At 51.7% G+C, this 15633-nt stretch carries 12 protein-coding genes; 7 read left to right on the forward strand and 5 right to left on the reverse strand.

The features are described 5' to 3' along the window. Positions 1-24 precede the first annotated feature (24 nt). Together CBR65_RS01880 and CBR65_RS01885 are read right to left on the reverse strand one after the other, a co-directional pair. Entirely contained in the window at positions 25-879 is an 855-nt protein-coding gene (locus CBR65_RS01880; RefSeq protein ID WP_087465287.1) for a pirin family protein, read from the reverse strand. A gap of 17 nt (positions 880-896) precedes the next feature. Then, complete coding sequence (locus tag CBR65_RS01885) at positions 897-1493, reverse strand: FMN-dependent NADH-azoreductase (protein ID WP_087465288.1); 597 nt, start codon at positions 1491-1493, stop codon at positions 897-899. A 126-nt stretch (positions 1494-1619) separates the two neighbouring features. Here CBR65_RS01885 and CBR65_RS01890 point away from each other — a divergent pair, with 126 nt between their 5' ends. Further along, positions 1620-2549: a LysR family transcriptional regulator gene (locus tag CBR65_RS01890; RefSeq protein WP_087465289.1), complete on the forward strand. Its 930-nt coding sequence runs from the start codon at positions 1620-1622 to the stop codon at positions 2547-2549. Positions 2550-2619: 70 nt separating this feature from the next. Here the strand turns inward: CBR65_RS01890 and CBR65_RS01895 are convergent, their stop codons facing one another. Beyond that, positions 2620-3996, reverse strand: a complete 1377-nt coding sequence (locus tag CBR65_RS01895) for an aspartate ammonia-lyase (RefSeq protein ID WP_087465290.1) — start codon at positions 3994-3996, stop codon at positions 2620-2622. 60 nt (positions 3997-4056) lie between these two features. Between CBR65_RS01895 and CBR65_RS01900 the strand changes: the two genes are divergently transcribed. Both CBR65_RS01900 and uvrB read left to right on the forward strand, forming a co-directional pair. Continuing rightward, positions 4057-4377 carry a hypothetical protein gene (locus CBR65_RS01900; RefSeq protein ID WP_087465291.1) on the forward strand — a complete coding sequence of 107 codons (321 nt, stop codon included), beginning with the start codon at positions 4057-4059 and terminating at the stop codon, positions 4375-4377. A gap of 93 nt (positions 4378-4470) precedes the next feature. Beyond that, on the forward strand, positions 4471-6489 hold the full coding sequence (gene uvrB, locus CBR65_RS01905; protein ID WP_087465292.1) for an excinuclease ABC subunit UvrB: 2019 nt from the start codon (positions 4471-4473) through the stop codon (positions 6487-6489). Positions 6490-6725: 236 nt separating this feature from the next. Here the strand turns inward: uvrB and CBR65_RS01910 are convergent, their stop codons facing one another. Continuing rightward, positions 6726-7811: a Gfo/Idh/MocA family protein gene (locus CBR65_RS01910; RefSeq protein ID WP_087465293.1), complete on the reverse strand. Its 1086-nt coding sequence runs from the start codon at positions 7809-7811 to the stop codon at positions 6726-6728. 171 nt (positions 7812-7982) lie between these two features. Here CBR65_RS01910 and CBR65_RS01915 point away from each other — a divergent pair, with 171 nt between their 5' ends. The 4 genes from CBR65_RS01915 to CBR65_RS01930 all read left to right on the forward strand — a co-directional run bounded on the left by CBR65_RS01915 (position 7983) and on the right by CBR65_RS01930 (position 13122). Then, on the forward strand, positions 7983-8768 hold the full coding sequence (locus CBR65_RS01915; RefSeq protein ID WP_087465294.1) for a sulfite exporter TauE/SafE family protein: 786 nt from the start codon (positions 7983-7985) through the stop codon (positions 8766-8768). A gap of 32 nt (positions 8769-8800) precedes the next feature. Then, on the forward strand, positions 8801-10201 hold the full coding sequence (locus CBR65_RS01920; RefSeq protein ID WP_087465295.1) for an RsmB/NOP family class I SAM-dependent RNA methyltransferase: 1401 nt from the start codon (positions 8801-8803) through the stop codon (positions 10199-10201). 775 nt (positions 10202-10976) lie between these two features. Beyond that, positions 10977-11540, forward strand: coding sequence for a hypothetical protein (locus tag CBR65_RS01925; protein WP_087465296.1), 564 nt, complete (start codon positions 10977-10979; stop codon positions 11538-11540). A 394-nt stretch (positions 11541-11934) separates the two neighbouring features. Further along, a complete protein-coding gene (locus tag CBR65_RS01930) occupies positions 11935-13122 on the forward strand; it encodes a lytic polysaccharide monooxygenase (RefSeq protein WP_232461315.1) in 1188 nt (395 codons plus the stop codon). Between the two features lie 167 nt (positions 13123-13289). Here the strand turns inward: CBR65_RS01930 and CBR65_RS01935 are convergent, their stop codons facing one another. Further along, the gene (locus tag CBR65_RS01935) at positions 13290-15632 is read right to left on the reverse strand and encodes a bifunctional serine/threonine-protein kinase/formylglycine-generating enzyme family protein (RefSeq protein WP_087465297.1); all 2343 of its coding nucleotides are present in this window, start codon (positions 15630-15632) and stop codon (positions 13290-13292) included. Position 15633 lies beyond the last annotated feature (1 nt).

Here is a 15633-nt window from a genome sequence, read left to right on the forward strand (position 1 = left end):
CGGTTAAGGGGCTGGGGTAAAAACTTAATAATTGACCAATTCGCCGCTGCGATAATCCCGAATGGCCTGCTCAATCTCATCCTGGGTATTCATCACAAAGGGGCCGTATTGGGCGATGGGTTCCTTGATCGGTTTTCCGGCCAACACCAGGAAACGGGTTGCGTCGCCGGTAGCGGCAATCTTTAACTCATCACCTTTGAACAATAGTCCTGCGTTGCCGGCGCTTAATTTGCGCTGGTCATCGCCGATGGCGATTTCTCCTTCGTACACATAAACAAAGACATTGTGTTCCGTCGGGACGGCTTGCTCGAACGTTGCCTGCGCGGGTAAATGCACATCCCAATAAATCGGTTCTGTGCTTAATCCGTGAATAGGGCCGGTGATTGCTTCGTCGCCAACTCTTACGCTGTTGGCAATCACTTTAACCTGGCCGCCATTCGGAAGCGGCACTGTCGGAATATCCTTTGCGGGGATATCGCGATAGGCCGCCGGTTTCATCTTTTCTGCAGCGGGTAAATTGAGCCAGAGCTGAAAACCGCGCATGGCTCCCTGTTCCTGTTGCGGCATTTCGGAGTGGATGATGCCGCGACCGGCGGTCATCCACTGCACGTCACCGGTTTTCAGGTCACCGCGATTGCCCAAATGGTCTTCATGCAGCATATGACCTTCGAGCATGTAGGTGACCGTCTCAAAACCGCGATGGGGATGCGACGGAAAACCGGCAATGTAGTCATCAGCGTTTTCCGAATTAAATTCATCCAACATCAAAAATGGATCAAAACGGGCGTGGGGTGTTTGTCCGAGGCTTCGTTTTATGCGCACGCCAGCCCCATCGCTGGTGGCGCGGCCGGGGACAATCTGTTGCAGTTCGCGTTGCATAAAAACCTCCTCAAAGATCAGGCAGCGGTCAATTGGTTGATTCGCTCCTGGGCAGCGTTGATACCTTTGGTCTTGCTGTCGTCACCTAAAGCCAGACCTTCGGCATAAATAGTTTCCACTTGCTTAAAGCCCACGAAATTCAGGAATGTAGTCAATTGCCAGTCAGCTGGTCCACCGGCGTAGTGACCGCCGCGGGTGGCAAAGACATACACCGGAACATCGGGCAACAAACCTTCCGGGCCATTGGCGGTGTAGCGGAAGGTCACACCGGCACGGGCGATATGGTCAAAGTATGCCTTGAGTGTTGACGGCATGCCGAAGTTATATAAGGGCACACCCAACACAATGACATCGGCGTTACGCAATTCGTTGATCAATTCATCAGAGTAATCAACGACCGCTTGTTGCTCCGGCGTGCGCTGGTCAGCCGGAGTAAACAAGGCACCCAGGCGTGCGCCGTCCAGGTGGGGCAAGGCTTCCGCGGCCAGATCGCGCAGGATAACCTTGCCATCAGGGTTTTGCGCTTTCCAGCGCGCGACGAATGCATTGCTCAAGGCGGTGGATTGGCTGTTGTCGCCGGTGATACTGCTGGTGATTTGTAACAGAGTGCTCATGGTCTTGCTCCTTCATGTGTCAGCGGCTGAATTGCCATGGGAGCTATTTAATGATTTGACCAGCCGATGATAAACAGCGATATTTAACTTGTTTTAATCGAAAAAACTAATCTATTGGAGGCGGCGATGGCCACACCCAAAGCGACGGTACCCACTTGTTGTGAACCCAAGGTCAGCCTGGATCAGTGGCGCGCGCTGCTGGCGGTCATTGACGCCGGCGGTTACGCCAAAGCTGCCGAGATGCTTAACAAGAGCCAATCGGCCGTGTCCTACGCCATCCAGCAGTTGGAGACGTTGTTGGGTGTGGCGGTGTTTGAGTTGCAAGGGCGGCGCGCTGTTCCCACGCCTGCCGGCGATGTGCTTTACCGCCGCGCCCGAGTGCTGCTAGAGCAGGCCGAGCGTCTGGAGAGAGCGGCGGCGAGTCTGTCGTCTCACATAGAACCGCTCATCAGTATTGCGGCGGATCTGATTATTCCTTCCGAGAAAATCCTGCGCTGTCTGGAGATTTTTGCACGGGATTATCCTGAAACCCGCGTGGAAATATATGAGTCGGTTCTGAGTGGAACCGAGGATGCCTTACTGCAACGGCAAGTGGATTTGGCCATCGGTGGACGCGTGCCGCCGGGATTTATGGGAGACAAACTGGTGACGGTAATTATGCGGGGCGTCACTAGTCCGGATCACCCATTGCAGCAACTAGGGCGGCCCGCCAACGTCGAGGATCTGCGCCAGCATAGGCAGATTATCGTGCGTGATTCCGGATTGTTCCGCCGTCGCTCGGAGGGTTGGCAGGAAGCTGAACAGCGCTGGACGGTGAGCCATATCAAGACGTCGCTGGAGGCCATTCGCATGGGCCTTGGTTACGCTTGGTTGCCAGATGCCTACACCCATCAGGAGATAGCTGCTGGCCACTTGAAATATTTGTCAGTCGAAGTGGGCGCCGAGCGTGAGGTGCCGATTTATATCACCTTCGCCGACCGCGATTTCGCCGGCCCGGCCACCCGCCACCTGGCCGACATCCTCAAAGCCGAATTACCCCGAGCATGCAAAAAGTAGGTCGCAAACGTAGGTCGGATTAGCTGCCCAGCAGCGTAATCCGACGCGGTGTACCTACAAAGAAATGCGCTTACAAACCACCGCGCGTCAATTTCTCCGGATTCAACAATTCCGCCAATTCCGCACGCGGTATATCCGTTTCCTCCTCCGCCACATCGATAATATCGCGCCCTTCCTTGTAAGCTTTCTTGGCAATGGCCGCTGCTTTGTTGTAGCCAATGATCGGATTCAATGCCGTGACGAGGATGGGATTGCGCGCCAGCGCTTTGGTCAGGTTGGCCTCATTTACCGCGAAGCTGGCGATGGCTTTATCTGCCAACACCTCACTGGCATTGGCCAATAACTCAATACTCTCCAGCAAATTATGTGCGATTACCGGCAACATCACATTTAACTGAAAATTGCCCGACTGACCGGCAATGGCAATGGTGGTGTCGTTGCCCATCACCTGTGCCGCCACCATGGCGACGGCTTCAGGAATCACCGGATTTACCTTGCCGGGCATGATAGACGAACCCGGCTGGAGCGCTTCCAGGGTAATTTCGCCGAGTCCGGCCAAGGGGCCTGAGTTCATCCAGCGCAAATCATTGGCGATCTTCATCAAGCTGACGGCCAGGGTTTTCAGGAGGCCGGACAAGGCGACAGCGGTGTCCTGACTGCTGATCAGTGCAAACAGGTTATCTCCAGGAACAAAGGGATGTTCGATGTTGACGGCAAGTTGCGCGGCGAATTTAGTGGAAAAAGCTGGATGCGCATTGATCCCCGTGCCCACTGCGGTGCCGCCTTGGGCGAGGTGCAACAACTGCGGCATCAGCGTCCGCAGGCGCACATAATTCGCTTCAATCTGATGGGTCCAGGCTTCCAGTTCCTGACTGAGTGTCACCGGCATGGCATCCATCAGATGCGTGCGTCCGGTTTTGACGAAACCCTCTACCTGGACACTTTTGCCGAGCAGGCTGGTGTGCAAATGTTCCAGCGCAGGCAGCAGTTTTTCTTCCAGTTGCATAACCGCGCTGACGTGGATTGCAGTAGGAATCACATCGTTGCTGCTCTGGCTCATGTTGACGTGATCGTTGGGGTTGACGGGTTTCTGTAGTTGCTCACTGGCCAGATTGGCGATGACTTCATTAACGTTCATATTGGTGCTGGTGCCTGAACCGGTCTGGAAGATATCCACCGGAAACTGGTCATCATACTGGCCATCCATGATCGCTTCGCTTGCCTGGACAATAGCCTGCGCGATGTTGTCGTCCAACAACCCCAGCTCGCGGTTGACTTGGGCGGCAGTTTTTTTGATTAGCGCCACGGCGGCAATAAAACTGGTCGGTAAGCCTCTGCCGCTGATGCTAAAGTTATTGATTGCGCGCTGGGTTTGCGCGCCGTAACGGGCGGAGGCGGGTACCTTGATCTCGCCCATGCTGTCGGTTTCTGTGCGATATTCGGTCATGATAGGCCCCGTGAAATTGACATTATGAATGTGACGTTAGTGCTGAGCGGAGGATAGCAGATGCGAAAGTTCCACATTGCCCTGGGTGTGAGTTCATTGACGGATTCCATTGCGGATTACACGCAACGCCTGGCGAGTCAGCCCCAGGTTATTGTCCCGGAGGTTTACGCCCTCTGGCGCACCGAAACGCTGAACTTTTCTATTCGTCAAATCGCAGCGGGTGAAGTTCCGGGATTGCGTCACCTGGGCTGGGAAGAGAGTGCTGCCAGCGCTTTTACCGATACGCGGGATTGCAACGGCATCCTCTGGGAAGAGTTCGGTCCCGAACAACAGCTGCAAGAGATCCTTGAACTTTGGCCTAACGCCCAAATCAAGCACTGACTGTCAGTCTCCTGACATTGGTTGTCAATCAAACCTGATAAGGTGGCGCCGCATTGACGTCTCCCCATTCCTTTACTCAAGTCGAAACACGTTATGTCGAAACAAGTTTTTTCCGTCAACAGCGAATTTGGTCCCGCCGGCGACCAACCCACTGCCATCGCCGGTTTGGTGAAAGGAATTCAAGCGGGGCTCGCACACCAGACGCTCTTGGGTGTGACCGGTTCGGGTAAGACCTTCACCATCGCCAATGTCATTGCCCAGGTTCAGCGGCCTACCTTGATCATGGCCCACAACAAAACCCTCGCCGCGCAACTTTACGGTGAGTTCAAAGAGTTTTTCCCGAACAATGCGGTGGAATACTTCGTTTCCTATTACGACTATTACCAACCCGAAGCCTACGTGCCATCATCCGATACTTTTATCGAAAAAGATTCCTCGATAAATGAACACATCGAACAAATGCGCTTGTCCGCCACCAAGGCGTTGATGGAACGCAAGGATGCGATTGTGGTGGCAACCGTATCGGCGATTTACGGCTTGGGTGATCCTGATTCTTATCTCAAGATGCTTCTGCATCTGGTGCGTGGCGACAAGATAGACCAGCGCGGTATTTTGCGTCGTCTCGCTGAGTTGCAATACACGCGCAACGATATGGAATTTCATCGCGCCACTTACCGTGTGCGCGGCGATGTGATTGATATCTATCCCGCCGACTCTGATTGCGATGCAGTGCGCGTGGAATTATTTGATGACGAGATTGAAAAAATTTCGATCTTTGATCCGCTTACCGGTGAAGTGCTGCATAAAGTACCGCGTGTTACGATTTATCCGAAATCTCACTACGTCACACCGCGCAGTAAAATCATTGAAGCCATCGACAACATAAAAGAAGAACTGAAAGGGCGGCTGGAATACCTGCGTGACAACAACAAACTGGTTGAAGCACAGCGACTGGAACAGCGCACGCGTTACGATCTGGAGATGATGCAGGAATTGGGTTACTGCAACGGTATTGAAAATTACTCGCGCTTTTTATCTGGCCGTAATCCTGGCGAGCCGCCACCGACATTATTTGATTATTTGCCGGCGGAAGCGCTGTTAGTGATTGATGAATCCCACGTGACCGTGCCGCAGATCGGCGCCATGTACAAAGGTGACCGGTCGCGTAAGGAAACCTTGGTGGAATATGGTTTCCGTTTGCCTTCTGCATTGGATAACCGCCCCATGCGTTTCGATGAATGGGAGCGACTCGCGCCGCAGATGATTTTTGTATCGGCCACGCCGGGCAAATACGAAGGCGAAAATGCCGGGCAGGTCGTGGAGCAGGTTGTGCGTCCTACGGGTCTTGTGGACCCAGAAATTGAAGTACGCCCGGCCACCAGTCAGGTGGATGACGTCTTGTCTGAAATTCGTTTACGTACGGCAAAAGATGAGCGTGTACTGATTACCGTGCTCACTAAACGCATGGCTGAAGACCTGACCGAATATCTCGCCGAACACAGTGTGCGCGTGCGCTACCTGCACTCGGATATCGACACCGTAGAACGCGTGGAAATTATCCGCGACCTGCGCCTGGGTCAGTTCGATGTACTGGTAGGCATCAACCTGCTACGCGAAGGTTTGGATATGCCGGAGGTTTCGCTGGTGGCCATTCTCGATGCAGATAAAGAAGGCTTCCTGCGTTCTGACCGTTCGTTGATTCAAACCATCGGCCGCGCCGCGCGCAACGTCAATGGCCGTGCGATTCTCTATGCCGACCGTATGACCGGCTCCATGCAGCGCGCCATGGAAGAAACCGAGCGCCGCCGCCAGAAACAAGTTGAACACAACCTCAAACACGGCATTACCCCACAAGGTATCCGCAAAAATATTACCGACATCATGGAAGGTTCGCAGGTCCCCGGTGCCGGCGGACGCAGTGCGCGCAATCGCGCGGCAGTGGCGGAGAAGCAGGGCAAGTATGCAGTGGATATGCACGGCGGGGATATTTGGAAAACGATCGATGCATTGGAAAAACAAATGTTCCAGGCGGCTAAAGATCTGGAGTTTGAAGCGGCAGCGAAACTGCGGGATCAGATTGAGAAGTTGAAGGAAAAAGCGATTGCGTTGTGATTTGAGCGCAGATGGTGAGTGCCAGTAGTCCGCTTGTCATTAGGTCATTGATTTCGAAAACGCATGAATACGTCCATGTAGCTCCCTCAATTCATCCCTCGGCAACTGCTCCTGCGTTGCTCTACCTCCTGCATCCATGCAGTCGTGAATTGAGGGTTTCGAAATCAATGACCTAACGCCAAGCTCGCATTGTAGGGCTTCATTTAGGGATTGGTATTGTTATTAGCACCAAAAAATTACAAACGAATTTCTTTACCTTCTTTAGCAGCTTTAAAAATCGCATCCACTATTCGGATATCTCTCAATCCCTCCTCACCCGGCACCAGTACCGGCGAATTATTTAAAATTGCCAAGGCATCATTATCCATCTGCCGCGCTTGCTGATTTTCAATCGGCGTATTTAATAAGGTGCCGTCACTCGTGCGACCCTGTACCCCGTTGTAAGACTGGAACGGCTGTAATTCATACCAGCCTTTTTCACATTGCGCATGCAGGCGATTCATACCACGCGCATAGCTGGTGGCACATTCTGCGATGCAGCCGCTGGGAAATTGCAGGCGGAATTCCATGGTTTCATCCACATCTTTATACATCGGGCGGATGCTTTCCTGGCGTGCGGTGACCGCGATAGGCTCTTCGCCGGAGGTATAGCGCGCTGCGTTGAGAGGGTACACGCCCATGTCATACATGGCACCACCGCCTAACTTCGGATCAGCACGCCAGCCGTGGGAGCCGCCGCTGCGATAGCCCGCTTCGGCGGTAATTAATTGAATCTTGCCGTAGGGTTTTTCCGTGGCCATCTGGATAACCCTCTGGGTATTAGGTTCGTGCTGCATGCGGTAACCGATGGTCAGTTTCACCTTATTTTTCTTACACGCGGCGATCATTTCCTCGCACTCGCCAGCGTTCATCGCCATAGGCTTTTCGCACCAGACGTGTTTTCCCGCTTCGGCACCGATGATGGAATATTGCTTGTGCAGGCCGGTTGGCAGCACGATATACACTACATCAATATCGGGGTTATCGGCCATCTGGTGCATATTGTCGTAGTTGTACACGTTTTTATCGGCGATGTTGTATTGCTTTTGCCACACCGGAATTTTTTCTGGCGAACCGGTAACAATACCGGCCAAGTAACAATGTTCTGTCTGTTGCAGGGCGGGAGCGAGTTGGCCTCGGCTATAAGAGCCCAGGCCCACCAGTGCCACCCCGATTTTTTTCTTGCCGGATGGGGCAGCGAAGAGTCCGGGTGCGAGAGAAAAGGCGCCCAGAGCAGCCATAGCTTTAATCAAATCGCGACGGGAAAACGGTGGATAGCTCATCGTTCACTCCTTTACGGTTGGGAAAATGCGCATTGACGAAATAGAGATTGGAGTCAGTTTTACGTCGTCAGCTCCCTGCGGGCAAACAGCTAAACAAAAAATTACCTCGGTAGTTAGGGTTTTCAATGGCTATAATGCGCGGCTTTCCTTGTTGTCTATGAATTTCCTGCCATGGCTGATCTCGCGTTTTACCAGTACTTGTTGATTGCACTGATTTTTATCTGGAGCGGTTTCGTGCGTTCCGGTTTGGGTTTTGGCGGCGCCGTGCTCTCGTTACCTTTCCTGTTGTTGGTGGACAACCAACCGCTGGTGTACTTGCCCTTGATCGCGGTGCACCTGTTGGTTTTTTCTGCACTGACGGTCTGGCAGAACCAGCGCAAGCAAGGGCGTAGGTCGACCAGCGAATCGGCGCCGGAGAGCACCGTAGATTGGGCGTATCTGAAAAAAGCCCTGGCGATCATGATCGTTCCCAAGATAGTCGGGGTGCTGGGTTTATTAACCTTGCCGGCAGGATTAATGACCGGAATTATTTTTGGTATTGTGTCCGTCTACTCGATTTCCTACATCATCAATCGGCCATTCAAAAGCAATCATCCGGTGTTGGACACTGGATTCCTCATGCTCGGAGGTTATATCAGTGGCACCTCCCTGATCGGCGCGCCCTTGATCATTTCGGTATTTGCCACTCACGTCGCTAAACACCAATTGCGCGATACGCTGTTCGTACTCTGGTTCATCCTGGTGACCATTAAAATGGCGGCGTTCATCTATGCGGGCGTGGACTTGCAACTGATTCACCATCTCTGGTTGCTGCCTTGCGCCGCTGTCGGTCATGTGATCGGCCTGCGCTTTCATCACCGTATTCTGGAGGGCGATCCGAAGGTGTTTTATCGGGTGCTGGGTGTGACATTGTTGATCGTCAGCCTGGTCGGTATCGCCTCTTTGGTTGTTAATTAATTTTTATGAATAGTTGTGGCAGGTAAAACGTGATGACAATGGCGTGGAGCAATGCACCCTATGAACTATTGTTGCCGCTATGGCGCCAATGGTTAGCAGAAGATGCACAACTAACCGGGCAATGGCCATTGCTGGATCGCTGGTTGAAGCGACAGTTACCGTTTGTGAAAAATCATGGCAAGCCAACGCATCGAAAGAAAGTGCAGCCATTGGATCTTGCAACACAATTAATGTTATCGGCAGCCATGTTTTCGGCGATGCGTTATTTACAACTTGCGGCTGCGTTGGAACACAGTTACCGCGCACAAACACTGGCGTTGGACTGGTCGGCGTGGGATAGCAATTGGACTGCAGCAGAGGTGCATAAAATTTCCCCCACTGCTTTTTGGTATTGGGTGACTTTGCGTAACACGACAGATGCCCCTGCGCCGGGAGCATTGCGCGATGCTGAGTCACGCAAAGCGTGGTTTTTGAGAGCACAACAAAGCTTGGCAGGGTCAAATAATGAAGGGGCAGACATTTCGCTTGGGCAAAGTCAGCACGTTGCCTCGGAATTGTTGTGGCACGGCTTGCGCCCACAGTGGTGGGATCTTTTGCAGGCGCGCGCGCAGGTCAGCGAATGGTCGGCGCAAGATCTGAACGGCTTCGTTGCAATGCAAAGCCAATCTCCGCCGCTCTGGCTCCGGCCCCAAGGTGAGATGACGGCAGAGGATTTACTGCCATTGTTGAGCGCGGAAGGGGTAGACGTAGTACTCGATAGCGAAGGACTTTACGCCCTGGGTGGTACAGGTATTACTCAAACCTCATCGTACAAAAACGGTTGGGTCGAAATTCAGGACCGGGCAAGCCAGCATATCGCAGCCTGCGTTGCTGCGCGACCGGGTGATAAAGTCTGGGATGCCTGCGCGGGGGCGGGGGGGAAATCCCTGGCGATTGCCGCCTGCATGAATAATAAAGGCATGGTACTGGCGACGGATTTGCAGAGTTATAAACTGGACGAACTCAAACGTCGCGCGAAGCGTGCGGGTTTGTATAACATCCGAACTTTTGAATGGCAGGGCAGAGAAGCGCTGCGTTTACCTGCTGAGGCGGCGCGTCAGCAAGGCTTCGACTGGGTCTTGGTGGATGCGCCCTGTACCTCGGCCGGCACCTGGCGACGCAATCCGGATGCGCGCTGGCGTTTTAATGCGGTGGATACCAGCGAACTGCTGGATCTGCAAAAAGCCATCTTGCTCTCTGCCAGTAAAGCCGTCCGGCCAGGCGGTTATCTGGTTTATGCAACCTGCAGCTGGCAGGTTAGCGAGAATGAAAATCAGGTGGATGACTTTTTAGCATGTCAGCTCGCATTTTCATTGGCATCTCGGACGCTGGTAGGGGCGCCTGCATGGAACGCGGATACGATGTTCGTTGCGGTACTCAAACGCGCCAATTGAGTTATTGGAGGTTAATCCTTCGATTGATAACCGGCTGTTGCAGAATTTCTCTTCACGAAAACCGCGTTTTTCATGGCCCGCAACGGCAGGGCACTTCCCCGCTTTCAGTTATTAACTGTTTGTTCCCATAGTACTTTTTTTCCTTAAAAGCCCTGAATCTGCGAATTGTGACGCAATAAGTAATATTTTGCTTGGTATTAAGTAACAAAAATATTGCGTTTTTATTGGTATTAAGTATCATTGGTCCATCTGAGCAGTAAGCAGTACCACTAACAATAAAGATTTGTAGTCCTAAATTGCCCGTTTGTAATGTGTTGAGCAAGCCCGTTTTCATAAGGGGAAATAGCAGGTGCTGGAACGGATCATTCCGCTATCGGCCTTGACTATTTTTTCATGCACATTTTCTGTTGTGGAATGATTAGCCAAACCAGGTTTGCGCGCATCCTTCCCGTTCATGTTGTATCCCGAGTGTTAGTGATGACTTCGTCATCGTGACATATGTTTTTTGTGGCCATTAGTCTGGCGATTCATTTCGCCTTTGTTGTTAACAGGTTGTTGAAAAGCGGTTCCAGGTTATGCGCGGCCTGATCGATTTTTTCAAACAGCTTTCATCACCTGTTAACATTTTTTTGATGCCAGGGTTTATACAAAATATATTCGGTCAATACCCCAGCATTAATGTGTTCTTGTTGGCAGCGTAAAAATTAAAAATTTACCGGCATAGTGCCAGGTAAAAATAATTCACTCTTTGGTTGGCATTGGGGTGTTTAAGGCAATGGTGCATACATTGACAGTCTATCTTCATCTGATCGCTGCATGTTCGGCGATTGGCGTTATTCTGATTTCAGACTTGAAACTATCAACTTATTTTTTCAATTCGAGCTCAGAAGACAAACACCCCGATATTCACCTTGAGATAAAAATCATCATCGCTTCGCTGGCTGTGTTATGGGCCACTGGTTTGTTGTTGGTGTTGCAGGGCATTGCGGTTAATCCTGAATATTTGCATAACCAAAAACTGCAGGCGAAGATAATTCTGGTGATTATTCTCACCATCAATGCATTTGCACTTCATCTGGTTTCCTTGCCGCGAATTTTTAACTTCGATCAACACGACGAATTTGCCAAGACAGTATTGCCCGCGTCCATTTCTAACAGCATTTGGTTTTATGCCGCTTTTCTGGGGGTTGCTCGCCATTGGAATTTTTCCGAATCGCTGGCCTTTGTATTAAGTGTCTGGGTAATGATCTGGATGATGGCATTTGCCGCGATGTACGTATTAATTCGTATGGCTAAAAACCGACGTTTAAAGCTGGAGGCTGCCTCCGTAGTTTATTGATGGGCACGTAAGTAAAGTGTATCGCTGCTTATCAATGCAAGGATTGTAGAATTTATATGATCTGTGCCGAGTGAAATGCGGAACTTGGTCACAAAATTTTGTGATAAATATTTTCTTTATTCTGTTTTCCGGATTTGTCTTTTGAAAAGCACGGTGAAATTGTTTTTTAGTTATTGATGCGTGCCGGAAGATACTTAAATTTAATGATATTAAATACCGTTGAAAATAAAAAAATATGGTATTTAATATCTTTGATGGATACAATCTGGTTTCGATATTTTCAGTGGAGGGGGTAAGCAGTACCACTGGCGTATCGAGAGGTTGTTATAAATGGTGGCTGACAAGTCACTGAACTGTTGTCTACTTGCAAACCAAAAACGCAGGAGATTGAGGCGTGAAAACAACTAATATAAAACGTTCCATCGCGGGCGTTAAAACCCGTAAAGGCTTGGGTGCCTTGGCATTAATCGTCGGTGCAGCTTCTTTGCTTCCAGCTACTGGAGCTAATGCGCACGGTTACATTTCATCACCCAAAAGCCGTGTGATCATGTGTAAAGAAAACGGAATTGAAAACCCATCGCATCCGGCTTGTATCGCTGCCAAGGCAGCCGGCAACCAGGGACTGTACACGCCGCAAGAAGTGGCTGTCGGCGGGGTGCGTGATGACCACCAGAACTTTATCCCCGATGGTAGATTGTGTAGCGTTGGTCGTTCCAATCTCTACGGTATGGATTTGGCAAGGACCGACTGGCCAGCAACTAACGTCACCTCAGGTTTCATGAACTTTGTGTGGACTAATACCGCTGCTCACAAAACCATGTACTTCCGCTACTACATCACCAAAGAAGGCTATAACCACAGCCAACCACTGCGTTGGAGCGATTTGGTACAGATTCACGAATCAGGTCAAGCTGATCAGGAATGGGTTTCTACCCACAGTGTCTGGATGCCTCCACGTACTGGCAAACACATTGTCTATAGCATTTGGCAACGTGATTGGGTAAGAGATGCGGCTGAAGGTTTCTATCAGTGTGTGGATGTTGACTACGGTAACGGTGGCAATCCGCCAGCAAGCTCTTCCAGCTCCAGCAGCGTATCCAGCAGCGTTCCGAGCAGCTCCAGCTCTTCTAACTCCAATGACACCTGTGCTGCTCTGCCAGCTTGGGCTTCGGGCACCGTTTACAATAATGGTAACCAGGTCAAGCACGACGGTAAGCGTTACCAGGCTCAGTGGTGGACTCAAGGTCAAAACCCGGCCAACAACTCTGGTCCTGCAGGTTCAGGCTTTGTTTGGTTGGATTTGGGTAGCTGTACCGGTTCACCGGTTTCCAGCAGCTCCAGCTCAGTTGCCAGCTCAAGCAGCTCAGTTGTATCCAGCAGCTCTTCTTCTGTAAGCACCGGTAACTGCACTTCACCGGCTTATGTTGATGGCAGCTCATACTCAACTGGCGCTAAAGTTGTTAACGGCGGCAGCGAGTACCAGTGTACTGTCGGCGGCTGGTGTACAGTGGGTGGTCCATACGCTCCAGGTTCAGGTTGGGCTTGGACAAACGCATGGAGTTACGTGCGTAGCTGTAATTAATCAGCTTCTGCGGTAAACAAGAAAGCCAGCGTTATGCTGGCTTTTTTGTTTTTGTAGGTTGGGATTTTTGTTGTGGTATTTTGGGTGTGAAGGCCAAGGTTTTGTGTCGGATTACGATGCTCTCCTTGCGAGTATCTAACCGCAAACTGCAGTAGCCATTCTGAAAATTATTGCAATTCCATCACGACCCTGAAGCCCAGGTTTTCTTCGTAAATTTCCGGTGCGTAGTGGTCGCGTACATGGGAAGCGATTTGCTCCACATTGTTTTTGGATGAGCCTCCACGTACCACGCGTTGGTTACATGTGGAGGGTTCAAACGCGCGTCCGTCCTTGGGTTTATTGCTGTAATTCGCTGCGTAGCAATCCTGCACCCATTCGGCTACATTTCCGGCGGTGTCATACACGCCAAAATCGTTGGCCGGGTAGGTGCCGACCGGTGCCGTCTTGCTGCCAAACAAACCGGAAAAACTGCTGTAACAGCCGCGCCGGCAATTAGCTCTGTCCATTGCATCCCGATCATTGTCGCCCCACCAGTAGAGGGTTCTGCTGCCGGCACGTGCGACATATTCCCACTCCGACTCAGTAGGCAAACGGTAGGTTTCGCCACTCATCTTGCTGAGCCACTCGGTATAGGCGCGTGCCTCGTTCCAACTGACATTGATGACAGGGCGATTCTTGCGTCCCCAACGGTTGTCGCCGGGTAATGCGCGATTGGTGGCTTTGGCAAACATGTCGTATTCGTCAAAGCTGACTTCATACTTACTGATTGCAAAAGGTTTATTGATGATGACGTTATGGACGGGCGTGCTGGCAGGGTCAATTTTATTACCCATCAGGAAACTGCCCACGGGAATTCGTACCATTTCAGGGCCGCGTTTGCTGCCGCCCAGGTTGCTGACGAAATTAGTGCTCGGAGGAATAACCCGTTCAAGAATATAACTGGGCTGAAAATCCTTATCGATGATTTCAATCCACTCATAGCGGGTTTCAAAGCCGGGGTGGCTTACTTCAATGTGATAGCGACCGGGCTCAAGCAAAATACCGTGTTGGTAGCGGTCAGGAATATTCATGATCCTGACCCGTGCGTTACTGGGTATGGTGTCCACCGTGAGGGCATAACGCGGTACCAGTTCAGCCATGATTAATGGCGGTGGTGCCATAGGTGCTGACGATGCTGCCAGAGAAGAAGCTGGCGTTTCGATATTCGTTGATAAAGCTGGAATCGGCTGGCCCAGCACTGCGGTTGTTGAGCTTGCTTGTGCGGAAGAGGCACGACCACCGGATGCCGAGGATTGATGTTCCGTATTCGCGGTAGCGATTTTTACTTTATCGTCACTCTTTACAGCATCGTCACTCTTTATAACATCGTTACTAATCAGTGCATTGACACCAAAACCGATAAGGCCCAGCATCACAATCCCGAGCACTATCCGTGACAGCAATCGGCGGCGGGCATTGTGAACCAGTTGCAGGTGTGTGGCCTGGTGGACTCGCGTTGACACCGCCGTTGAACGTTCATCCTCGCTCTCGCCGGTAATCAGAATTTCGGTTACTCGCGTCTCCGGGTGTTGATAGACACCGCGTTGTGGCGTCCAGCGAAGGCGTAAAAGTTTTATCAGTTGGCGATTAAGGGCTGCACCAGTGGCGGCAACCAGCGCCTTGAGGAGTGCCAGGGTGCTGAGTTCTGTCGGGTTGGCGGTAGTGATGTAACTGCCGCGCCCGGTGGCCTCCTGTAATTCAATAGCTGCAGCCAGTTCCTTCCCGCTTTGGAAGCGTTTGTCCGGATCTTTTTCCAGCAGGCGATCAACGATCTTTTGATAGCCCTGGTAATGCACCGGCAATTTAGGTACCGGAGCACTCAAATGCTTGATCGCGATGGCTACGGCGTCCTCGCCCTGAAAGGGGACGCTACCGGTCAGCATCTCGAAAAACACCACGCCCAGGCTGTAAAGATCGGAACGGCCATCCACAGGTTTACCGCGTGTTTGTTCCGGGCTCATGTAGTGCGGCGTACCCACGACCTGACCGACGTTGGTCATGCGTGACACACCGATCATGCCTTTGGCCACACCAAAGTCAGATAAGACGGCAGAGTTGTCGGCACGGAACAGAATGTTTTCCGGTTTGATATCGCGGTGGATATAGCCTTTCTCATGGGCATGATCCAGTGCGCTGGCGACTTCACGGGTCACGCGCAACGCTTCTTCGGCCGTGAGGCCGGTCATCATCCGGTCATGCACCGAACCGCCCGGCAGATAATCCATAGCGATGTAATTCAGGCTGTCATGGCGGCCTATGTCATAAATCGAAACGATATTGGGATGAGATAACTGACCAACGATATTGGCTTCCCGCTGGAAGCGTTCGCTGAATGCCGGATCACCATTCAGGGTTGGGGACATCACTTTGAGCGCGACAACGCGCCCCACGCTGATTTGTATCGCGAGGTAGACGGTGGACATGCCTCCCTGGGCAATTTTGCGAATAATGCGATATCCGGGTATTTGCATA

It is taken from the genome of Cellvibrio sp. PSBB006 (genome assembly GCF_002162135.1).
Taxonomy (GTDB): Bacteria; Pseudomonadota; Gammaproteobacteria; order Pseudomonadales; family Cellvibrionaceae; genus Cellvibrio.